Raw genomic sequence first — 20,811 nt, 5'->3', positions numbered from 1 at the left:
GGCATGAACGCCCCGTTCGGGGGCGCTTCATGGTACCTTGTGTGATGCTCAGCTGACATTTTCCTGAATGTCGAGAGGACCTGTCATGAAATGCAAGAACTGCGGCGAGGAGCTCCCCGAGCGCGCTCGGTTCTGTTATGCCTGCGGGACCCCCGTCGAGGACGTGCCCGCGCCCAAGCGCCTGGAGGAGCCGCTCGCGGCCGGTGCCGTGCCCCTCGTCCCGCTCGCGCCGCCGCCCCGTGCCTACCGCATGGAGTCCCGGGCCGCCCGCGCCGCCGCCCGCGGCGACCGGAGGCTGGCCCGCGCCGTCACGCGCGCGCTGGGGACGGACGCCGACGAGCAGAAGAAAGACGCGGAGCCCAAGAAGGACGAGCTCGGCGAGAAGGACGCCGCGACAGAGGCGGCGGTCGAGGAGACGGCTGCCGAGAAGGACGTCGCGGTCGAGGCCGAGCCAACGGTCGAGAAGGACGTGACGTCCGAGGTCGAGGAGGACGTGACGACGGAGGCCGAGGAGACCGCCGAGCAGGCGCCCGAGGCCGAGGAGGACGTCGAGGCCGCGGAGGACGCGCCGGAGGAGGCCGTCGAGGAGGAGCCGGGGCCCGAGGGGGCGGACGAGGCCGAGGAGGCCGCCGTCGCCGAGGACGCGCCGGAGCCCGAGGGGGCCGACGAGCCCGAGGAGGAGCCCGAGGCCGAGGCCACGGAGCCCGAGGCCGACGCTGCTGAGGAGGACGTCGCCGACGACGAGCCCGCCGGGCCCGAGCCCGCCGCCGAGCCCGAGCCCGACGCCGCCGAGCCCGAGCCCTCCGCCGCCGAGAAGACCGCCGCCGGCGCCACCGCGCTTCTCCACCGCATCTCCGAGGCCGCCTCGGAGGACGTGATCCCCGCGGCCAAGCGCGGGCTCTCCGCCACCAAGGACACCCTCTCCACCGCCGGCGAGGACCTCTCCGCCGTGGGCGGCAGGCTCTCCGAGTACGTCAAGGAGATGCAGGGGCCGCGGCCCGTGATCATCGGCATCGCCGTCGTCGCGCTCGCCGTCGCGATCGGCGCGCTCGTGTGGTTCGGGACCAGCCCGCTGGGCCCGTTCGCCCCGCGCGACGAGAACGTGCCCGTTGTGCAGCCGCCCTCGGACGGAAGCATCCCGCCGCTCGAGGACGACAGCGAGGAGGCCGAGGAGCCCGCCGAGGAGGAGCCCTCCGAGCTCGCGCCCCGCGCGAGCGTGGCCGAGTACAGCTGGGACGAGCTCTCGCAGGTCTCCGCGCTCATAGCCGCCGCGCCCTCCGACGAGGAGGCCGTCGCGATCGCGACCGAGTACCACCTCTGCACCGATGACGGCAAGCTCGACGGCACGCAGACCAAGGAGCTCGAGCTCACCGACGGGACCAAGGTCACCGTGGCCGTCGCCGGCTTCCGCCACGACGAGAAGGCCGACGGGTCGGGCGTGGCGGGCGTCACGTTTGTGACCCTGGGCTCGATCGGCAAGCAGGCCTACAACCCCTCGGGCGACGTGACCGCCTGGGAGGACTCGCCGCTGCGCTCGTGGATGAACCAGAGCCTCATGGGCGAGCTGCCCGAGGGCCTCGCGGACCTCATCGTCCCCGTCACCAAGGCGACCGGCACCCCCTCGGGCGACCTCAGCGAGACGTCCGACTCCATGTGGCTGCTGTCGGCGACCGAGCTGGCGGGCCTGGCGACCAACGGCGAGGAGGGCAGCCAGTACCAGCTCTTCTCCGACCAGGGCGTCGAGGGCCAGTCCTCGGTCCTGAAGCTGTGCGACGACTACTGGTGGCTGCGCGGCCTCACGTCCGACGGGCAGTGGCAGCGGACCGTGGACAAGGACGGCTCGCCGTCCAGCGGCCGCAACTCGCTCTACGAGTTCGACGTCGTGGCCGGCTTCTGCCTCTGACGCAACCCGACCAGACATGACAGGGGACGGGGCGCGCATCGTCGCCCCGTCCCCCTGCTTTTCTCGGTCCTTTTCTGTCGCCCTAGGCGAGAAGCGCCGTCACGTCCCCGAGCACGCTCTCGAAGCTCACGCCGCGCACCTCGTAGTCGGGCTGCTCGGGCGTGATCTGCATGGCGTGGCGCACGAGCTCGCTCGCGAAGTTCACGGAGGACAGCAGGCTCTCGCCGGCGTAGACGGCCGCGACGAGGCCGGACGCAAAGAGGTCGCCGGTCCCGTGCAGCATGTAGGGCAGAAGCTCGCCGGAGACCTCCTCGGGCGCGCCGTCGCCGTCGGCCACGGCCACGTAGTTGCGGATGATCTTCTCGCCCTCGTGGACCACGCCCTTGAGGACCACCGACTTGGCGCCCATGGCGAGAAGCGCGTCGGTCACGCGGCGCACGTAGGCCTCGTCCACGTCCTGGCCCTCGTAGGGGATGCCAGTGATGATGGAGGCCTCGGTGAGGTTGGGCGTGAGCACGTCGGCGCCGTCCACCAAGCCCTTCATGGCGTCGCAGAGCTCGTCGGTGTAGGTGAGGTACTTCTCGCCGCCGTCGCCCATGACCGGGTCCACGAGGCGCAGCGCGCCGGGGTGCTCGCGGTAGAGGCGGGTGATGGCGTCGACCTGCTCGGGCGCACCCAGAAAGCCGGAGTAGACGCCGTCGAGCTGGATGCCCTCGGCGACCCAGGCGTCGAGGTACTCGGTCAGCATGGGCGTGGTGTCGTGCATGTAGAACTCGGGGAAGCGCGTGTGCGCCGAGAAGAGCGAGGTCGGGACCGGGCACACGTCGATGCCGGCGGCCGAGAGCACGGGGATGGCCACCCCGAGCGAGCACTTGCCGTAGCCGCACAGGTCGTGGACGGCCGCGACGCGCGGCAGGTAGCCGCCCTCGCGCTGGTAGAGGTGCAGATTGCTGGCGTTGTTCATGGGATTCTCCTTTGTCCGCGGACTGATGGACCAGCGTACAAGGGCACAGCATAGCCCTTTTGGGCGTCCCGTGGAGGCCCGTAACCTGACGGTAGCCTGCGGGTCGTCCAGCACGGCGCTCGACCTGCGGCGGGCGGGTCTCGCGTCAGCCTGCGGAAAGCCACCGGTCAGCGTGCGGGAAGCGTCACCCGCTACGCTCCTCCCAGAGGGCTCGGACACACAAAGGTATTGAATCCATACCGATTCAATACCTCTACTAGGGAGGAGGTACGGTGAGGACGCGAGAGTTCGAGTGGGACCCGGAGAAGAGCAGGGCGTGACGCGGATCATCTCGGTCCGGCGCTCGAGAAGGAAGGAGAGGGGGGACTATGATTCGCTCGCGTGACGGGAAGAAGGCCATAACCGAGGAGGAGTTCGACGAGATGTTCGACAACGGCGAGGACATCGACGAGTTTCTCGACTACGACAGCGCGCGCCTGGTCGAGCCCGATCCCGACGAGGTGTTCGCCACCACCCTCACCAGGAAGGTCAACCTCGACCTGCCCGTCGACATGATCGAGCAGATCGATGTCCAGGCGCGCCGCTGCGGCCAGCCGCGCCAGAGCCTCCTGCGCACCTGGGTCTGGGAGCGGCTGCGCGAGGAGCAGGAGCGCGACCTGCGCCTCGGCGTGCCCCCGACTTCCGAGAAAGGGCGCAAGTAGGCGGCCCTTCTCGGCCGCTTTGTCCCTATACTAGGGGCGTATGCAACGACAGAGGAGGCATCATGGCAGACCAGCCGCTCGTGGGTATCATCATGGGTTCCAAGTCCGACATGCCCGTCATGGAGGCGTGCACCGCGCAGCTCGAGGAGCTGGGCGTCCCGTACGAGTTGGTCATTGCCAGCGCGCACCGCAACCCCGACAAGGTCCACGAGTGGGCCGGCTCCGCAGCCGACCGCGGCCTCAAGGTGATCATCGCCGCCGCCGGCAAGGCGGCGCACCTCGGCGGCGTCGTTGCCGCCTTCACGCCGCTGCCCATCATCGGCGTCCCCATGAAGACCTCCGACCTCGGCGGCATGGACTCGCTGCTCTCCATGGTGCAGATGCCCTCCGGCGTGCCGGTGGCCTGCGTCGCCATCAACGGCGCCAAGAACGCGGCCATCTACGCCACGCAGATCCTCGGCGCCACCATGCCCGAGTACCGCGAGAAGATCGCCGAGTTCAAGCGCCAGATGGCGGAGGCCTAGGCCCGGCCCGCGGGCCCGGCGCGCCGCGGCGAGAAGAACGGAGGGGCCATGGCCTCGCACTTCAAACAGCCTGAGGGGAAGGGCGGCGCCCGCCGCGCCCCCGCCGCCCGGACGGGCGGCAACCCGCGCGCCGGCCTGCGCACCCGCAAGGGCGGCGACGAGTCCTACCACGCCCCGGAGGGCAACCCCCACGCGGCCTCCACGCCCCACAGCGCAGAGGCGCGCTACATCCCCGTCGTCTCCGGGGCCGACGAGCGCGGCTCGGGCCGCCGCGGGCGCCACAGCGCCCACTTCGTGGAGACCGACCCCTACGACCTCTCCGGACGCCGCAGCAAGGACCCCAGGAAGCGCGTCGGCCGCATCGTCTCCGTCGTGCTGTTCGTGGTGGGCGCCGGCCTGCTCCTCGCCGCGGCGGGCATCTGGATCTACAACCAGTGGCAGTACCACCAGCAGGACGTCCTCAACGAGGAGCTGGCCACCTACGCCGACGTCTCCGACAACGGCACCACCGCGCCCTCGGTTGACTGGGAGGCGCTGAAGGCCGTGAACGACGACGTCGTGGGCTGGGTCCAGATCCCGCGGACCGTGGTCAGCTTCCCCGTCTACCAGGCTGAGGACAACGAGAAGTACATCCGTACGGGCGCCGACGGCAGCTACGCCGTGGGCGGCCTGATCTTCATGGACTACGCCAACACCGCGCCGGGCATGGTCGACGGGCAGACGCTCATCTACGGCCACCACATGCGCAACGGCTCCATGTTCAAGGCGGTCTCGGACCTGGCCAACCAGGAGATGTTCGACAAGGTGCCGAACGTCTGGTACGTGACCGAGGAGGCCACCTACGACCTCGTGCCGCTGCTCGTCTACCAGACCGACGGCAGCGACGAGAACGCCCGGAAGCTCACCTTCGAGTCGGACGACGAGCTGCGCGCCTACCTCACCGACCTTCTCGGCAGGGCCGTGGCCAAGAACCCGGACGCCGAGGCGCTCATCTCCGGCGCGTCGCACGTGCTCACGCTCTGCACCTGCAACTACGACTACGGCGACGACGGCCGCACGCTGCTCGTCTGCGTGCCCAAGGCCGGCGCGTAGGACGCCGGGGAGGGTCGGATGGACGAGAAGATCCACGAGGAGTGCGGCGTCTTCGGCGTGTGGGCGCCCGGGCGAGACGTGGCGCGCCTCACGTACTTCGCGCTGCGGGCGCTGCAGCACCGCGGGCAGGAGTCGGCCGGCATCGCGGTGGGCAACGGGAGCACCGTGCTCGTGCGCAAGGACCTCGGCCTGGTCACGCAGGTCTTCACCGACTCCGACCTCTCGGCCATGCCGGGCAAGGTCGCCTGCGGGCACTGCCGCTACGGGACCGCCGGCGCCAAGGGCTGGGAGTCCGCGCAGCCGCACCTCTCCGTCGTCGACGACGTGGTCCTCGCGCTGGCGCATAACGGGACGCTGGTGAACTTCGAGGCGCTGCGCCGCGAGCTCATCGAGATGGGCATCCCGTTCCGCTCCAACACCGACTCCGAGGTGGCGGCCAAGCTCATCGGCTACTTCACCCAGCGCGCGGGTCGGCTGCGCTCCGGCATCGCGCACACGATGCGCATGCTCGAGGGCGGCTACGCGATGGTGCTCGTGCGCGAGAACGCGCTCTACGCCTTCCGCGACCCGCACGGCATCCGGCCGCTCGTGCTCGGGCGGCTCGGCGACGACGGCTGGGTCGTGGCGAGCGAGACCTGCGCGCTCGACATCGTCGGCGCCACGCTCGTGCGCGAGATCGAGCCCGGGGAGATCGTGCGCGTCTCCGACGACGGCATCCGCTCCGAGCGCGGTCGCGTGCCGGGGGCGCGCGCCAACTGCATCTTCGAGCACGTGTACTTCTCGCGACCCGACTCGGTGGTGCGGGGGTCGAGCTTCTACCTGATGCGCCACAACATGGGGCGGCGGCTCGCGCGCGAGACGCCCGTCGACGCCGACCTCGTGATCTCCGTGCCGGACTCCGGGACGCCGGCAGCCGAGGGCTTTGCCCAGGAGCTGGGGATTCCCTTCGGGACCGGGCTCATCAAGAACCGCTACGTGGCGCGCACCTTCATCCAGCCCACGCAGGAGCTGCGACAGATGGGCGTGCGCCTCAAGCTCAACGCGCTGCCCGACGTGGTGCGCGGCAAGCGCCTCGTGATGGTGGACGACTCCATCGTGCGCGGCACCACGAGCCGCCAGATCGTGCGCATGCTCAAGGCAGCCGGCGCGACCGAGGTCCACGTGCGGTCGGCGTCGCCGATGGTCGCCTGGCCGTGCTTCTACGGCATCGACACAGGAAGCCAGGACCAGCTCATCGCCGCTCAGATGTCGCTCGACGAGATTCGCGCCCACATCGAGGCGGACTCGGTGGGGTTCCTCTCCGTCGAGGGGCTTCTCGCCTGCGTGCCGGAGGACGGCTACTGCACGGCGTGCTTCACCGGCGACTACCCCGTGGAGATCCCGCGCTCCTGGTGGGAGGAACGGTTCCTGCCGGGGCGCGAGCCCAACAACCTGGAGGCCGCCTCGGAGGCGTCGCGCACGCCGCTCGCCGAGGTTCCCGTAGAATGACGAAGAAGGAAGACCGCCCGTCAGGAAGGACCATGATGGCCGAGAACACCAAGCACGTGAGCTACGCCGACGCCGGCGTCGACACCGCCGAGGGCGCCCGCGCCGTGGACGCGATCAAGGCCGCCGTGGCCGCGACCAACCGACCCGAGGTCATCGGCGGGCTGGGCGGCTTCGGCTCGTGCTTCTCGGCCGCCGCGCTGAAGGACATGGAGGAGCCGATCCTGGTCTCCGGCACCGACGGCGTGGGCACCAAGCTCGCGATCGCGCAGCTGCTCGACCGCCACGAGACGGTGGGCGAGGACCTGGTGGCCATGTGCGTGGACGACATCGTCCCGATGGGTGCCGAGCCGCTGTTCTTCCTGGACTACGTCGCGATTGGCAAGCTGCGTGCCGAGCACGTCGCCAAGATCGTGGGCGGCATCGCCGAGGGCTGCCGCAAGTCTGGCTGCGCGCTCGTGGGCGGCGAGATGGCCGAGCACCCCGGCGTCATGGCTGCCGACGACTACGACCTCGCCGGCTTCGTGGTGGGCGTCGTGGACCGCCCCAAGCTGCTTGGTCCCGAGCTCGTCCGCGTGGGCGACGTGATCCTGGGCATCCCGAGCTCCGGCATCCACTCCAACGGCTACTCGCTCGTGCGCAAGGTCGCGATCGAGGGGCGCAGCGTTGAGGAGCTGGAGACGCCGCTTCCTGAGCTGGGCGGCGAGTCGCTCGCCGACGCCGTGATGCGCCCGACGAGGATTTACGCGGGCCAGCTGCTGGCCGCGCTGCGCGCCGGTGCGCCCGTGCACGCGATGGCGCACATCACCGGCGGCGGCATCACCGAGAACCTCGACCGCGCGATGCCCGAGGGCGTCGACGCGCTGGTCTACCGCGGCGGCGAGGACGGCCCCGCCTGGGATGTGCCGCCCGTGATCTCCTACATGGTGCGCGCGGCCGGGCTCACGACCGAGGAGGCCTACCGCACGTTCAACATGGGCGTGGGCATGAGCGTGATCTGCGCGCCCGAGGACGTGGAGCGCGCGCGCGAGCTGCTCGCCGAGCAGGGGCTCGAGACCTTCGTCATGGGCGAGTGCGTGGCCGGCGAGGCGGGCGCCAAGGGCAAGGTGGTGTACGACGATGAGCGTTAAGATCGGCGTCCTCATCTCCGGCAGCGGGACCAACCTGCAGGCCATCATCGACCGCATCGCCGACGGCTCGCTCGACGCCTCGATCGAGCTCGTGGTGAGCTCGCGGCCGAGCGCCTTCGGCCTCAAGCGCGCCGAGGCCGCCGGGCTGCAGACGCTCACGCTCTCCAAGGAGATCTACGCCGATCCGGAGAATGCGGACGAGATCATCGCCGCCGAGCTCACGCGTCGCGGCGTGGACTATGTCATCATGGCCGGCTACATGCGCAAGGTGAACGACCCGATCCTGGCGGCGTTCCCCAACCGCGTGGTCAACCTTCACCCGGCGCTGCTGCCGAGCTTCCCCGGCGCCCACGCCATCGACGACGCGTACGCGCGCGGCGTGAAGGTCACGGGCGTGACGGTGCACTTTGCGAACGCCGACTACGACGCCGGCCCGATCATCGCGCAGCGCGCGCTCGCGGTCGAGGAGGGCTGGACGGTCGACGAGCTCGAGGAGCACATCCACGAGATCGAGCACGAGCTGTACCCCGAGGTCGTGGGGATGCTCGCCGCCGGGCGCGTCCACGTGCGCGAGGACCTGACGGTGGCGATCGACCCGGCCTAGCGGCCGACCCAGGTATTCGACAGGAGGGATCCGCCCGTGAGGGCGGGTCCCTCCTGCGTTCTCGGTCGGGTCGCGGGCCGCTCAGCGGCGCTCGAGCGTGACGACGGACTCCACGTGCTTGGTGTGGGGGAACATGTCGACGGGGGCGACGCGGGTCAGGCGGTAGCCGCGCTCGCGGAGGACCTCGAGGTCGCGCGCCTGCGTGACGACGTTGCAGCTCACGTAGACGATGCGCCGCGGCCTGAGCGCGGCGGCGCCGGCGAGGAACTCGGGTGTGCTGCCCGCGCGCGGCGGGTCCATGATGACGGTGTCGAAGTGCTGGCCGCGACCCTCGCGCTCCATCCAGGACGTGGCGTCGGCGGCCACGAAGCGACATCGGTCGGCGACGCCGTTCGCCTCGGCGTTGCGCCGGGCGCAGGCCACGGCGGACGACACCTGCTCCACGCCGGTGACCTGCAGCTCGTTCGAGCGAGCGGCGGCGCAGATGCCGATGGTGCCGGTGCCGCAGTAGGCGTCGAGGACGTGGCCGGAGGACCCGGCCCCCTCGAGCGCGAGCTCGTAGAGCACCTCGGTCTGAGCGGGGTTCGTCTGGTAGAAGCTGGTCGGGCCGATCTCGAAGCGGCAGCCGAGCAGCTCGTCGTGCATGACACCGGGACCGAAGAGCGTGCGGCTTCGACGCCCGAGGATTGCGTTGGTACGCCGGTCGTTGACGTTGAGGACGATGCTCGTGACATCGGGGCATGCGGCGCGGAGCTCGTCGACCACGCGACGCTCGTCGCGAAGCTCCGCCACGCGGGTGACCAGCGTGAGCAGAACGTCATCGGTCTTCCACCCGCAGCGGACCACGGCATGGCGGAGCACGCCGGTCCCACGGTCCTCGTCGTAGGGCGGGATGTGGAGGCGCTCGGCGACGCGAGCGACCATGTTCAGGATGGCGCGGGCGCGCGGGTCCTCAACGAGGCATTCGTCGCAGGGCACGATGCGGTGGGTGCCCGCGGCGTAGAAGCCGCAGTGCACGCGGCCGCCACGTGCGTGGGCGAACGGGGTCGCGGCCTTGTGCCGGTAGCGCACGGGCTCGTCCATGCCCCGGATGTCCTCGAGGCTCGCGCCGTCGGCGGAGGCCATGTCCCCGAGCAGGTCGAGGACCTGCTCCTGCTTGCGACGCAGCTGTATGGGGTAGGGAACGGCGAGCCACTCGCAGCCGCCGCAGTCCCAGGAGATCGGGCAGGTATAGGTCTTGTATCCCATGGGGCCTCCTTCGCAGCAAGCATACCCGACCGAGGCGGCGCGCGCCCCTTCCAACAGGCTCCGGGTCGTTCGTAGGACCCTCCGCCCGTTGAAAGCGTCGCGCGCCGCGGCCTCCGGGACCAATTTGGGTCTTCGGCTCATCGAGTCTGTACTTTTTCGGCGTACCTTGAAGTACAGACTCGATTTTTGAGACAGAAACCGCTGGTAGGAGAGCTGCTCATCGAGTCTGTACTACGCGATAGCGCCAAAAACTACAGACTCGATGAATCGAGGGCTCAAAACAGGCGGCTTGTGGGGGAAAGAAGGGTGTCGTAGAGGGCCATCTGTGCCTGCCGCTCCTCAGGCGAGTACTCGGGCTGGACGAGCCCGAGCCTCTTCCGAAGCATCCAGGTGAAGTTCTCGAACTTCGCGAAGGTGTCTATCTGGCCATAGGTCGCCGATACGGTCTTGATCCCCATGGCCTCTATCGCGTTTCTTCGTGCCTGCGTGTGGTCGAGACGATATTGACCGGTATGGAACCTGCGGCTGTCGTATTCGAGGTCCGTGCCGAACTCGGGCAGGTAGAGGTCGCCCTTGAGAAAGCGGGAGCCGAGGAGCTCCTGTATCCGCTCGTCGATCTCGATCCTCTGATTGGCGTGCATGACGAAGGGACCCATCCCTCCCAGGCTCGGCGGCATCCCGTATCCCATCCCGAGGAAGACCTCCATCGGCGACGCCAGACCGTCGATGACATATGCGAGCGCCTCGCGAGCCCGTCGCACGCCCCGGGTCCCCGGAGGGAGGCGGTCAACATAGGCCCGAAGGCTCTCCACCGTGGTGAGCTGTCCCCGCTCGCCGACGTAGTCGCGGCCGTCGTCGCCAATGGAGAAGGTGGAACAGAGATAGCATCCGATGCGCACGGTTTCGATGAAGGGCTCGGACGCGGCCATCTGTGCGTAGGTGAGCTCGGGCGAGGCTATCGTGTTGTCTCCCGAGAGGCGGCAGAGGGAGCCCTCCGGCAGGGGGCGGCTTATCACGTGGGCCACGGCGCCGTCCATCCTATGCCCCAGCCGGCGATCGGGAACGAGCAGGTGCAGCGGCCGCCGCTCGTTCGGGCCGAACGGCAGCGACTCCGCCCGCACCTCCCGAAGCCCGGCGGTCGCCCGTGCAATGGCGGCGCTGCCGGCGGGTTCCGGGAGCGCTTCGTCCGCGGTCTTGGTGAGCCAGTAGCGAAGTGAAGAGTCGAACCCGACGCTCAGTCCCATGAGGCACCTCCCCAATCGAAGAGCCCCACATCTTACGAGGCGCAACTTACCGCTAGCTGCCACATGCGCGCTCGCCCGGCACATGGCGCCGTTCGCCGCCGTCTCGACGGATTCTCCATTTGCGCAGAAACCAATGTGATATCACAATGACCTCAGTCGAGGCGGCCACCCCGGGCCCGCACGACACCAGGAAAGGAACTGCAATGACTGTAGAGAAGCAGGCCCGCGCCGGATCGGGCTGGCCCATGCTCTTCGTCACCCTCGTCGCGTATGCCGCCTCCATCTGGGGCATAGTCCAGGGCATCATCATCCTCGCCACCGCGGAGGACGCCGGCGTGCCCGCCCCCGTCACCGGCCCCGGGCTGCTCGTGGGCGGCATCGTGCTGCTCATCGTGGCCATCATCGTCACCTGCGGATTCTTCTCGCTGCAGCCGGGGCAGGCCCGCGTGCTCGTGCTCTTTGGCAACTACGTGGGCACCGTCCGCGAGTCCGGCTTCTACTGGGTCAACCCCTTCTACTCCCACAGCCTGGGCTCGGACGGCACCGGTGCCTCCATCGACGTCAGCCTGGAGGAGGGCACCCCGTCCGTGAAGGCCGCCGCGGCCGCCAAGACGCTCTCCACCAAGGTCTCCCTGCGCGCCCGCACCCTCAACGGCGACCGCCTCAAGGTCAACGACAAGATGGGCAACCCCATCGAGATCGCGACCGTCGTGGTCTGGCACGTGGCCGACACCGCCAAGGCCCTCTTCGACGTCGACCACTACCCCAGCTACGTTGCCATGCAGACCGAGACGGCCCTGCGCCACGTGGCCAGCGTCTACGCCTACGACCACATGGAGGACGACGACGCCTCCAACAGCTCCATCACGCTGCGCTCCAACATCGAGGAGGTCTCCGAGACCCTCAAGCAGGAGCTCGATCGTCGCCTCGCCCCGGCCGGCGTCTCCGTCGACGACGCCCGCCTCACGCACCTCGCCTACGCGCCGGAGATCGCCCAGGCGATGCTGCGCCGTCAGCAGGCCGAGGCCATCATCGCCGCGCGCAAGAAGATCGTCGAGGGCGCCGTCTCCATGGTGGACATGGCCCTCAAGGAGCTCTCCGACGGCGGCGTCGTGGAGTTCGACGAGGACCGCAAGGCCGTGATGGCGTCCAACCTCATGGTCGTCCTCTGCGGCGAGTCCGAGGCCCAGCCCGTCCTCAATACCGGCTCCCTCTACCAGTAGGGGCGCGAACCCGTGGCCGCGCGCAAGCAATACCCGCTCCGCATAGACCCCGAGGTCTGGGCCGCGGTCGAGCGCTGGGCCGCGGACGAGATGCGCAGCGCCAACGGCCAGGTCGAGTGGATCCTGCGCGACGCCCTGCGCCGCGCAGGCCGGCTCCCCAAGAGGGGCAAAGCCGAGAAGGACGACAAGCCCGAGAAGTGAGACGGGGCGGGGAGCCAGGCTCCCCGCCCCGTGCCGTTGCCTAGAGGCCCGCCGCCGTCAGGCGCCGCTCGAGCGCCTCCTGGTGCACCGCGTACTGCAGCGCGACGTCGCGCGCCACGCGCCCGGACTCCACGAGCGCGAACAGGCTCTGGTCCATCGTCCGCATGCCCAGGTCCCCGCGCGCCGCGATCGCTGAGTCGATCTGGTGCGTCTTCTCCTCGCGGATGAGGTTGCGGATCGCGGGCGTGCTCACCATGATCTCCCAGGCGGGCGTCACGCCGCCGTCGACCGTCGGCACGAGCTGCTGGCTCACGATGGCCTGCAGCACCATGGCCAGCTGCAGGCGGATCTGCCGCTGCTGGCTCGCGGGGAACGCGTCCACGATGCGGTCCACGGTGCCCGCCGCGCCCGTCGTGTGCAGCGTGGAGAAGATGAGCTGCGCGGTCTCGGCCGCGGTCACGGCGGTGGAGATCGTCTCGGCGTCGCGCATCTCGCCGAGCAGGATGACGTCGGGCGCCTCGCGCATCGCGGAGCGCAGCGCCTCGTCGTAGGTGGCCACGTCGGTCGGAACCTCGCGCTGCGTGACGATGCACGTCCCGTGCCGGTGCACGAACTCGATGGGGTCCTCCATCGTGATCACGTGGCCGGAGCGCCCGTGGTTCATGCGGTCGACGATGCACGCCAGCGTGGTGGACTTGCCGGCGCCCGCCGGACCGGTCACGAGCACGAGGCCCTTCTGCAGCTCGGCGGTGCGCAGCACCTCCTCGGGGATGCCGAACTCCCCGGGGTTGGGCAGCCCGAAGGGGATCACGCGCACTACGGCGGAGACCGAGCCGCGCTGGCGGAACACGTTCGCGCGGAAGCGGCCCACGCCGGGCAGGGCAAACGAGAAGTCCAGGTCGTGGTTGCCCTGCTCCTCGATCCAGTCGGTCCGGCGCCCCGCGGCCGAGAGGATCGCGCGCACGGCGGCCTCGGTGTCGGCCGGCATGAGCGGCTCGTCGCCCAGGCGGACCTGCCGCCCGGCCGCGCGGTACGTCACGGGGAGGCCGGCGATGAAGAACACGTCGGACGCCCGCTCGTCGACCATCTCCTTGAGAAAGCCCGTCAGATCCATGATGCCTCCCGTCACTTCTGGCCCGTCCACAGGACGTCGCCGGTGTCCTCGTCCCAGAGCGTGGTCGCCCGCCAGGACCCCACGCTCACCTCTCCGTTCTCGCCGATGGCGAGAACGACGTCAAGGCAGCGCCCGCTCCCGGACTCGATGTGCGCGCTGAGCTGCCCCTCGTTGATGGTTGCCGTCACGGCCGGCCCGCCCTCGGCGGAGCAGGCGACGAGAAGGTCGTCCAGCCGCGCCCCCACCCCGTCCGCGCCGCCCTCGTCGGCGACGGCGCGCACGCGCGCGAGGAGCTCCTGCCCCACGGCCTCGTTGGCGTAGTCGTCGGCGGTGAAGGCCGCCTGCCGCTCCGCGAGCGCCATGCTGGCGCGCGCCGTCGTCACGGCGAGCACGGCCATGACGGCAAGGCACAGCGCCACAACCAGTGCGAACAGGCTGACCGGGCCCATGCGGACCCCGCCGCCCGAGGCCTGCGCCCCGCGGGCCCGGCTCATGACGCACCACCTCCCGCACGCGCGGTCTCCAGCCGGTAGACCTCGGCGCCCTCGGCGTCGCTCACGGTGATGACGGCGCGCAGCAGCCCCGCGACTTCGTCGTCGCCCGTGACGTCGACGCGCACGCTCAGCGCCCCGACCTCGCGCTCGCCGGCGGCGTCCTCCCCCTCGGCGGCAAAGACCTCGGCCGCGTCGCGCGCGGCCACCACGGCGCGCGTGAGCTCCTCGGCCCGCGCCCCCTCGAGGCCCGCCCGCGAGAAGAGCGCGGCGAACACCGCCACGCAGCCCGCGACCACGGCGAGCAGCAGGCACGCCTCCACGAGGAAGGCCGTCCCGCGCCAGGGCGCCGCCGGGCGCATCGCCTCGCGCCCGCTCATGACGCCACCCCCTCGACCTGGGAGCGGAGCGCCGCCCGCGCGGTCCCCGCGTCGCAGCTCACCGTCAGCATCCCGTCGTCCAGCTCAAGCGAGAAGGACCCGGCCTCGGCGAGCCACGTCGCCCCGTCGGTCTCGTAGGGTGCGCCCGCGACGGCATACTGCTCCACGAGCCAGCCGTCGCACAGGAAGAAGCGCGTCTCGTATGTGCCGGTCTCCAGTCGCTCCACGAGCACGAGTGCGTCGCCCTCGGGCCCCTCGCCGCGCTCCACGGAGCCGGGGGCGTCGGTCGCCCGCGCGGCGTTCACGATCACTCCGAGCGGCGAGCGCGCGCCCGCCGCGCCGACGGAGCGCTCGTTGAGGCGCTGGTAGACCTGCGTGCCAAAGGCGACGCTGCCCAGCAGCGCCAGGAGGAACAGGGCGAGAAGCGCCACGGCGAAGACGTGGGTCGAGCGCCCGCCGCGCTCGGCGCCGCGCGCCGCGCGCGCCTCGCCGATGGCGTCGAGCAGCTGGTCCATGCGCGCGCTCATCGCGGCGTCACCACCACGCTCGGCGTGACGTTGGACGCGTACGCCTCGTAGATGACCACGTAGTCGTCATGGTTGACCGTGAGCCCGTAGTGCTGCTCCAGGTGGCGCAGCGTGTGGGGGTAGGAGCCCTCGATGGCGCAGCACTGCGCCGCCGCGCGCAGGACGGCGTCGCGCACGCTCGCCGCCCCCTGCTCGCGCAGGGCGCCCGCGACCGCGGGCCCCGCCGCGGCCACCAGCGCGCCCGCGACGGCAACCGCTGCCAGCACCCACGGCCACCTGCGCCGTTCGCGTCTGTCCCTGCGGGCGCCCACCTAGCCCACCGACCCCATGATGCCGATGAGGGGAAGCATCACCGAGACGAGCGTCGCGCCCACGGCCACGGTGAGAAACGCCGCCAGCGCGGGCTCGGTCGCGTCGATGACGCGGTCCACGCGCGCGACGGCGTCATCGAAGCACGCCTCGGAGAGCCGCTCGAGCACGGCGTCGGTCGACCCGGCGCGCGAGCCGATGGAGAGCATGCGCGCCTGCGTGGGCTCGAGCACCTCGCTCTCCGCGATCGCCTGCGCGAGCCCCAGCCCGCGGCTCACGTCGGTCATGGCGGCGAGCACGGGCTCCAGCTCGGAGCGCAGCCCCTCGCTCTCCACGGTGCGAAGCGCCTCCTCCATCGCGGCGTCCTCGTTGGATCCGGCGGCCAGGCAGGTGGAGAGCGTCCCCAGGAAGCGCGACAGCGCGAGCTGGCGCATGGCGTCACTCGTGAGCGGCAGCCGCTCCAGCAGGCGCACGATCGCCGCCTGTCCACGGACGCTCCTGCTCGCGGCCACGCCGACGAGCGCGGCGGCCGTCGCGAGAACCACCACGACCAGCGCGACCCAGCCCACGGCGATCGACGCGCTCACCGCCAGGCCCGAGCCCGCCGTGAGCGAGCCGGCCATGTCCTCGTAGACGCCGATGAAGACCGGCAGGATGACGGCCACGGTGAAGACCAGCACCACGCTCATCACGCACAGCAGCGCGGCGGGGTAGCCCACGGCCGTGCGGAGCTTCTCCATGACGCGGGCCTCCTCGGCGTAGTAGCCCGCCAGCCCGCGCAGCGCCCGCTCGGTGCGCCCGGCGCGCTCGGCCGCCGCCAGCGTGGACACGGCGTGCGCCGGGAAGCGCCCGCCCGCCGCCATCGCGGCCGACAGTGCCTCGCCGCCGGCGACGCTCCCGTACAGCTCGTCGCACACCGGCGCGATCGGCGTGCCCGCGGCGCCCTCGCCGAGAAGCCCCAGCCCCTCGTCGAGCTGGATCCCTGCCGCGAGCATGGCCGCCAGGCCCTCGCAGAACGCCGCGACCTCGCTCGCCGGCAGCGTCCCCGCCCCGCGTCCCTCGCGCCCCGTCGGGCTCTTCAGGCTCTCGCTCATCCCCGCTCCTTAGTAGACGTACCGGTCGGTGTACGACGTGCCGTCGCCCACTGTGTCCCCGGCGCCGGCCGCGGCGAACGTGAGGTCCACGCGCGACCACTCGCCCTCGCGCACGGAGAACTCGACGCTCGTCCAGCTCCCATTAATGTAGACCAGGTTCCACGCGTGATAGACCCCGTCCGGCGACACGTAGCCGGTGACCACCTTGCACGGGATCCCCAGGCTCCGCAGCATCGCCGCGGAGAGGGACGCGTAGTCAAAGCAGATGCCCGTTCCCGAGGCGAGCGTCTCGTCCGGGCTGGGCACGTAGCCGCTCGTGCCCGAGAGCTCGGCGGCCTTGTCGTAGTCGTAGGTGATGTTGCTGGCGACCCAGATGCAGACGTCGCGCATCACGTCGCCCTCGTTCTCGGCGCCCGCGGCGAGCTCGCGCGCCTTGGCCACGGCCGCGCTCGAGTCGTCGTAGTCGCAGAAGAGATTGGGCCGCAGGTACGGCGCGAACTCGCTCTCCAGCTCCACGTCCGCACCCACGGAGTAGACCTCCACGTAGTTGTTGCCGCTCGTGTTCTGCATCACGCGCACGCGGTAGGCGCCGTCGCCCATGTTGAGGGGCACCACGATCGGCGAGCCGTCCGAGGGCAGGTCGTAGTTGTAGCTCATCTCCCCGCAGACCACCTGCAGCTTGAGGCGGGCGTCGGAGGTGGCCGACGCCGCGACGTAGCCCTCCGAGGCATGGGAGAGGTCCACCACCGGCTCGGCCGCGGAGACGGCGTCCGCCGAGAAGGGCGAGAGGAGCGCGGCGGTGGGCATCGTCCACGCCGGGCCGCTCGTGGTGCCGGGGTCGAACCCGCCCGCGCTACCCGACGACCCCCCGGAGCATGCCGCCAGCGAGAGCGCGCAGGTCAGCGCGATGGCGGCGACACCTCTTTTCCGGGGGAAACGCACGGCAGCCTCCTGTTTCGGCCAATGACGCCATTATAGGGGAGGGGTCCGCCGTCCGCCCCACGCTCGCCCGAGCGCCGCCCCGCCGACAGAAACCCAAGCTCGTGAATTCACGAGCGCCGTTCCGGGCACCGTTTCCGCCCAAAACCCGCCTCTCGTGAATTCACGAGCGCCAACTTCCCGCACGCCAACGCGTACAAATATAGATGCGCTCCCGCCCAGCGAGAAAAAATCGGCAGAACCGGAGATTTTTTCGACCCAACTCGCCTACCGCAAGTGCCAACGCCGCCCCTCAGAAGGGCTCGTCTCCCCAACATGTGCTTTCTGAAAGCCGCTCACCCACAAAATCTGGCCTCTGGGCATCACCCATTAGTTCAGCCAAGAGAATAATGGGGCGGTTTGGAAACCTGAACTCGCGGCAACAAAATGTGTTAACGAAACTCTCAAGTCCGGCTAGAGAGAGCATTTGTTCGAAAAATGCGCAGGTGAATGCAAAGTGATAAAAAACTGTCAAATTGCTGCAACATAAAAATAGATATCGTCAGACACAATGTTAACGTTAAACCTAGCAGCACAGGCCATAAAATGAGCCAGCGAGCGCCGCGTAATGTGTGCTAACGTCTCGAGTATCTAGCCTAGGGACAGCTGCCTCTAGAGCGGATGCACAAGCAAATGGGCGTCTTCGGGAGGCGCCCCGGCACTGAAGAGGTGGTTTGTATGAGTGAGGGACGCGAGGGCAGGAACCTGAAGCGTCGCGAGGCGATGAAGAAGTGGAAGGCCGTGCTCGCGGTCTTCCTGAGCGTCGTCCTCGTGCTGCAGTCCTCCAACATCCAGGCGCTCGCTGACGTCATCGTCGGCGACGGCGAGAGCGGTCGCGAGGAGATCGTTCTGGACAAGCCGGCCGAGGAGACCGAGCCGTCCGAGTCGACCGACGAGCAAAAGGACACCCCCCCGGTTTCTGAGCCCAAGGAGGCGGAGGAGCCCGCGGAGCCGACCGAGCCCGCCACCCCCGAGGAGCCGACGGAGCAGAAGGACGAGCCGGCCGAGAAGACCGAGCCCGTCGAGAAGGCCGAGGAGACCAAGCCGGTCGAGACGACCGAGCCGTCCAAGGAGACGAGCAACTCCACCGCCGACGAGCAGTCCTCTCCCGAGACCGAGGACACCACGGCAACCCTCAAGTTCGACGTGACCGGCGCCACGCTGACCTACAACCAGGACGGCGAGAAGAACGTCACCGCCGACACGGCTGACAAGACCGCCAAGGTCGAGACCACCCAGGACTTCAAGTTCACGGTTACTCCCGATGACGGGCAGCAGATTGCCTCCGTCAAGGCCGTGACTTCCGACAGCGCCGAGTCCGACGTCGCCGCCAACGACAGCGGCGTGTACACCCTCGCCGCCGCCAACGTGACCGACGGCACCACGATCAAGGTCACCACCGAGGCCGTCCCCGAGGCGGAGACCCCGGTCGAGGAGGAGACGACCGAGACCGACACCACCGTCACCGACGAAACGACCGTCGAGGATGAAGAGACCGCTCCCGAGACCACGCCCAACTCGGTCCAGAGCGTCGACAACAGCATTTCGCTGATGGCCGCCACGGGTAATGGCATTCTGGACGGTAGCGGAACCGAGTGGGATCCCTACGAGGTTACCGCCGGCTCGAGCGTGACGATTACCGAAGACTACAAGAGCGACAGAGCGAAGTGGTCGATTTCGGATGGAACTCAATACGGCAGGCTGTCGAATACGAGTATCGGCAGCGAAGGTCGGTGGACTTGGGATGGCTACCAAGAGGGCGAGGATGCCCGTGCGACACTGACTATTAATGACGGCGTAAGAGTCGGTGCTGAGATTACTGTTCGTTTTGGCTATAGCGGCGCCTGGACTGGTAACAATTACGAGTACACCTACTTCGAGGTCGTTGCTGAGCCTGTTGCTGCTACCGGTATCGAAGTGACCATCGAAAAGGACACGATCACCTCCGGAGATTCCACCCAGGCTCATGCGACCCTCACGCCGTCCGACGCCAACGAGAAGGTGACGTGGTCTTCGAGCGATACCTCAGTTGCTACCGTTGACCAGAGCGGAAGGGTCACTGGCAAGGGGTTCGGCGGCACCGCCACCATTACGGCGCGTACCGCAAGTGGCCTCAGCGGCAGCGTGAGGATCACCGTCCGCCGCAACACGAGTGGGGACGTGAGGCAGAAGGCGTACTTCTATCTCGTGTATCCGGGGGTTACTCCCGGAGAGGGCGCAGCGTATCAGGCTGGCGACTGGCTCTATGGCGGCGAGGGCGTGATTATCGCTCCTCGAGCAAGCGCAGAGCTTAACGGTACGATCATTTCCGCGGGTCTTAGTTCGATGATTGAAGATGCCGGCGATTACTATAAGGACAAGACGATTACCGTCAACGGCAAAACGTATAAGTTCGATACCGAGGGAACCGGTGCGGACGGCACGTTCAGCATCGTCTGGGATAAGGCGATTGTGGCTGCCGGCTCCAACAACAGTCATAAGTGGGACGGCGAAAACGGTCAGGTTGTGTATCTTACGAATACACATGACTGGCATGTTGATGGACGCCTTGTTCTTCACGATACCAAGTACGTGAACGCAGCATTTTATGTAAAGGACCCTGGTCAGTCGGGCATCCAGCTTGTGGATGGTGGCCTGGGAAGCCAGCTCGTGGAAATCGGCAAGGATGTCCAGGTCCCCGATATGTCGGAGACCAAGGAATATGGTGGAGTTACGTTCACCTTTGACGGTTGGTATAAGAGCTACAACCGCGAAACCGGCGAGATGTCGGATAAGGCGACCGCTGCCGACTTCAAGAACCTTCAGGCAGATGTTACGTTCTACGCAAAGTACGTAACCGAGGTGACGTACACCTACAGTGCAACCAAAGGCGGTTCTGTGACTCGTCCCAGCGAGTCTCTTGACCCCGAGTCGGGTACGGCCCAGGGTTCAACTGCAGGAGACCCCCAGAAGGGTTATGCCTTCGACGGTTGGTATGTCGGTAACGTCAAGATTACCGAGAGCAACGCTGCTCAGTACAACGTCAAGCTATCGAACGACGGCAAGACGCTGACGCCTCAGAAGAACGATTCGAATATCTACGAGGGCGGAACGTTCCAGGCTCGCTACACGCAGGTTAAGTTCGACGGTTCGACCATCACGATTGTCGTGTATAAGAATGGCGAGCAGATCAGTGTCGATGGGAATATCGAGCCTTCGAAATGGGGCGACCGGACCGAGGACATTATTTTCACGCCTACAGAGGATGGCCTGAGCTACACGGTCGATTACGTCTATGAGGAGCGTGACTGTGCCGACTTCCTGCTTGGCGTGAATGTTCCCGACGGTTATACGGCGAAAATCACCGCTCCGCAGGCAGGGGCTACGACCGGGGACGCCGAGTTTTCTGCAAAGGACACGTCGGACGGCGCTGGTAAGAGCTGGGAGCTCGACAACGTCCCCGGTGGTTCGGAAGTCAGGGTTGATCTAACACCCAACACCGACACCAAGTACACGGTCGAGTACTACTACCAGGTTGACGGCCAGTACCCCGTCTCCGCCGACGACTCCGTGACCCGCGGCGGCACCACCGACACGGCCTGCGCCGTGACCGACGGGGA

The 20,811-nt window shown here is 68.6% G+C and carries 20 protein-coding genes; 10 read left to right on the top strand and 10 right to left on the bottom strand.

What is annotated here, in order from left to right; genetic code table 11:
- The first annotated feature begins 85 nt into the window (after nt 1-85).
- Nucleotides 86-1,903 (top strand): DUF6273 domain-containing protein, encoded by a 1,818-nt coding sequence (locus INF26_RS00100; protein ID WP_193528740.1) that lies wholly within the window; start codon nt 86-88, stop codon nt 1,901-1,903.
- 82 nt (nt 1,904-1,985) lie between these two features.
- On the opposite strand, the gene INF26_RS00095 is transcribed toward INF26_RS00100, so the two are convergent.
- Entirely contained in the window at nt 1,986-2,867 is an 882-nt protein-coding gene (locus INF26_RS00095; protein WP_193528739.1) for a bifunctional hydroxymethylpyrimidine kinase/phosphomethylpyrimidine kinase, read from the bottom strand.
- A 368-nt stretch (nt 2,868-3,235) separates the two neighbouring features.
- On the opposite strand from INF26_RS00095, the gene brnA reads away from it, so the two are divergent.
- The 6 genes from brnA to purN all read left to right on the top strand — a co-directional run bounded on the left by brnA (nt 3,236) and on the right by purN (nt 8,403).
- Entirely contained in the window at nt 3,236-3,568 is a 333-nt protein-coding gene (gene brnA, locus INF26_RS00090) for a type II toxin-antitoxin system BrnA family antitoxin (protein ID WP_193528738.1), read from the top strand.
- A gap of 62 nt (nt 3,569-3,630) precedes the next feature.
- On the top strand, nt 3,631-4,092 hold the full coding sequence (gene purE, locus INF26_RS00085) for a 5-(carboxyamino)imidazole ribonucleotide mutase (protein WP_193528737.1): 462 nt from the start codon (nt 3,631-3,633) through the stop codon (nt 4,090-4,092).
- A 48-nt stretch (nt 4,093-4,140) separates the two neighbouring features.
- Nucleotides 4,141-5,184 carry a class B sortase gene (locus tag INF26_RS00080; RefSeq protein WP_193528736.1) on the top strand — a complete coding sequence of 348 codons (1,044 nt, stop codon included), beginning with the start codon at nt 4,141-4,143 and terminating at the stop codon, nt 5,182-5,184.
- Nucleotides 5,185-5,202: 18 nt separating this feature from the next.
- Nucleotides 5,203-6,672 (top strand): amidophosphoribosyltransferase, encoded by a 1,470-nt coding sequence (gene purF / locus INF26_RS00075; RefSeq protein WP_193528735.1) that lies wholly within the window; start codon nt 5,203-5,205, stop codon nt 6,670-6,672.
- A 32-nt stretch (nt 6,673-6,704) separates the two neighbouring features.
- Complete coding sequence (gene purM, locus INF26_RS00070; protein ID WP_408647493.1) at nt 6,705-7,799, top strand: phosphoribosylformylglycinamidine cyclo-ligase; 1,095 nt, start codon at nt 6,705-6,707, stop codon at nt 7,797-7,799.
- Nucleotides 7,789-8,403, top strand: a complete 615-nt coding sequence (gene purN, locus INF26_RS00065; RefSeq protein WP_193528734.1) for a phosphoribosylglycinamide formyltransferase — start codon at nt 7,789-7,791, stop codon at nt 8,401-8,403. Before purM ends, purN begins: the two co-directional genes overlap by 11 nt.
- An 81-nt stretch (nt 8,404-8,484) precedes the next feature.
- On the opposite strand, the gene rlmD is transcribed toward purN, so the two are convergent.
- Nucleotides 8,485-9,651 (bottom strand): 23S rRNA (uracil(1939)-C(5))-methyltransferase RlmD, encoded by a 1,167-nt coding sequence (gene rlmD / locus INF26_RS00060; RefSeq protein ID WP_193528733.1) that lies wholly within the window; start codon nt 9,649-9,651, stop codon nt 8,485-8,487.
- A 275-nt stretch (nt 9,652-9,926) separates the two neighbouring features.
- Nucleotides 9,927-10,895: a hypothetical protein gene (locus INF26_RS00055; protein ID WP_193528732.1), complete on the bottom strand. Its 969-nt coding sequence runs from the start codon at nt 10,893-10,895 to the stop codon at nt 9,927-9,929.
- A gap of 203 nt (nt 10,896-11,098) precedes the next feature.
- Here INF26_RS00055 and INF26_RS00050 point away from each other — a divergent pair, with 203 nt between their 5' ends.
- Together INF26_RS00050 and INF26_RS00045 are read left to right on the top strand one after the other, a co-directional pair.
- The gene (locus tag INF26_RS00050; RefSeq protein WP_193528731.1) at nt 11,099-12,118 is read left to right on the top strand and encodes an SPFH domain-containing protein; all 1,020 of its coding nucleotides are present in this window, start codon (nt 11,099-11,101) and stop codon (nt 12,116-12,118) included.
- Between the two features lie 12 nt (nt 12,119-12,130).
- A complete protein-coding gene (locus INF26_RS00045; protein ID WP_193528730.1) occupies nt 12,131-12,319 on the top strand; it encodes an Arc family DNA binding domain-containing protein in 189 nt (62 codons plus the stop codon).
- A 40-nt stretch (nt 12,320-12,359) separates the two neighbouring features.
- On the opposite strand, the gene INF26_RS00040 is transcribed toward INF26_RS00045, so the two are convergent.
- The 7 genes from INF26_RS00040 to INF26_RS08610 are packed head-to-tail and all read right to left on the bottom strand — an operon-like array spanning nt 12,360 to nt 17,176.
- Nucleotides 12,360-13,433, bottom strand: a complete 1,074-nt coding sequence (locus tag INF26_RS00040; protein ID WP_193528729.1) for a type IV pilus twitching motility protein PilT — start codon at nt 13,431-13,433, stop codon at nt 12,360-12,362.
- 11 nt (nt 13,434-13,444) lie between these two features.
- The gene (locus tag INF26_RS00035) at nt 13,445-13,927 is read right to left on the bottom strand and encodes a S4A5 electrogenic sodium bicarbonate cotransporter 4 (RefSeq protein ID WP_193528728.1); all 483 of its coding nucleotides are present in this window, start codon (nt 13,925-13,927) and stop codon (nt 13,445-13,447) included.
- Nucleotides 13,924-14,304, bottom strand: a complete 381-nt coding sequence (locus tag INF26_RS00030) for a hypothetical protein (RefSeq protein ID WP_193528727.1) — start codon at nt 14,302-14,304, stop codon at nt 13,924-13,926. Before INF26_RS00030 ends, INF26_RS00035 begins: the two co-directional genes overlap by 4 nt.
- Nucleotides 14,301-14,819, bottom strand: coding sequence for a DUF4860 domain-containing protein (locus tag INF26_RS00025; protein WP_193528726.1), 519 nt, complete (start codon nt 14,817-14,819; stop codon nt 14,301-14,303). Before INF26_RS00025 ends, INF26_RS00030 begins: the two co-directional genes overlap by 4 nt.
- An 8-nt stretch (nt 14,820-14,827) precedes the next feature.
- Entirely contained in the window at nt 14,828-15,097 is a 270-nt protein-coding gene (locus tag INF26_RS00020; RefSeq protein WP_226371780.1) for a hypothetical protein, read from the bottom strand.
- A 45-nt stretch (nt 15,098-15,142) separates the two neighbouring features.
- Entirely contained in the window at nt 15,143-16,234 is a 1,092-nt protein-coding gene (locus tag INF26_RS00015; protein ID WP_193528724.1) for a type II secretion system F family protein, read from the bottom strand.
- Between the two features lie 9 nt (nt 16,235-16,243).
- Nucleotides 16,244-17,176, bottom strand: coding sequence for a transglutaminase-like domain-containing protein (locus INF26_RS08610; protein ID WP_193528723.1), 933 nt, complete (start codon nt 17,174-17,176; stop codon nt 16,244-16,246).
- Nucleotides 17,177-17,890: 714 nt separating this feature from the next.
- On the opposite strand from INF26_RS08610, the gene INF26_RS00005 reads away from it, so the two are divergent.
- Nucleotides 17,891-20,811: Ig-like domain-containing protein (locus tag INF26_RS00005; protein WP_193528722.1), on the top strand; the 2,921-nt coding region annotated here is incomplete at its 3' end.

Origin of the sequence: Thermophilibacter gallinarum, assembly GCF_014982725.1 — a bacterium.
Classification (GTDB): domain Bacteria; phylum Actinomycetota; class Coriobacteriia; order Coriobacteriales; family Atopobiaceae; genus Thermophilibacter; species Thermophilibacter gallinarum.
The sequence above is the reverse complement of the archived record's forward strand: the minus strand, read 5'-3'. Positions and strand labels throughout refer to the sequence as shown.

Bases quoted from the DNA above. Each gene is read 5' to 3' on its own strand.
- purF (WP_193528735.1), top strand. From the start codon at position 5,203: ATGGACGAGAAGATCCACGAGGAGTGCGGCGTCTTCGGCGTGTGGGCG.
- INF26_RS00080 (WP_193528736.1), top strand. From the start codon at position 4,141: ATGGCCTCGCACTTCAAACAGCCTGAGGGGAAGGGCGGCGCCCGCCGC.
- rlmD (WP_193528733.1), bottom strand. From the start codon at position 9,651: ATGGGATACAAGACCTATACCTGCCCGATCTCCTGGGACTGCGGCGGC.
- INF26_RS00055 (WP_193528732.1), bottom strand. From the start codon at position 10,895: ATGGGACTGAGCGTCGGGTTCGACTCTTCACTTCGCTACTGGCTCACC.
- brnA (WP_193528738.1), top strand. From the start codon at position 3,236: ATGATTCGCTCGCGTGACGGGAAGAAGGCCATAACCGAGGAGGAGTTC.
- INF26_RS00025 (WP_193528726.1), bottom strand. From the start codon at position 14,819: ATGGACCAGCTGCTCGACGCCATCGGCGAGGCGCGCGCGGCGCGCGGC.
- purN (WP_193528734.1), top strand. From the start codon at position 7,789: ATGAGCGTTAAGATCGGCGTCCTCATCTCCGGCAGCGGGACCAACCTG.
- INF26_RS00030 (WP_193528727.1), bottom strand. From the start codon at position 14,304: ATGAGCGGGCGCGAGGCGATGCGCCCGGCGGCGCCCTGGCGCGGGACG.
- purM (WP_408647493.1), top strand. From the start codon at position 6,705: ATGATGGCCGAGAACACCAAGCACGTGAGCTACGCCGACGCCGGCGTC.
- purE (WP_193528737.1), top strand. From the start codon at position 3,631: ATGGCAGACCAGCCGCTCGTGGGTATCATCATGGGTTCCAAGTCCGAC.
- INF26_RS00050 (WP_193528731.1), top strand. From the start codon at position 11,099: ATGACTGTAGAGAAGCAGGCCCGCGCCGGATCGGGCTGGCCCATGCTC.
- INF26_RS00015 (WP_193528724.1), bottom strand. From the start codon at position 16,234: ATGAGCGAGAGCCTGAAGAGCCCGACGGGGCGCGAGGGACGCGGGGCG.
- INF26_RS00095 (WP_193528739.1), bottom strand. From the start codon at position 2,867: ATGAACAACGCCAGCAATCTGCACCTCTACCAGCGCGAGGGCGGCTAC.
- INF26_RS00035 (WP_193528728.1), bottom strand. From the start codon at position 13,927: ATGAGCCGGGCCCGCGGGGCGCAGGCCTCGGGCGGCGGGGTCCGCATG.
- INF26_RS00040 (WP_193528729.1), bottom strand. From the start codon at position 13,433: ATGGATCTGACGGGCTTTCTCAAGGAGATGGTCGACGAGCGGGCGTCC.
- INF26_RS00100 (WP_193528740.1), top strand. From the start codon at position 86: ATGAAATGCAAGAACTGCGGCGAGGAGCTCCCCGAGCGCGCTCGGTTC.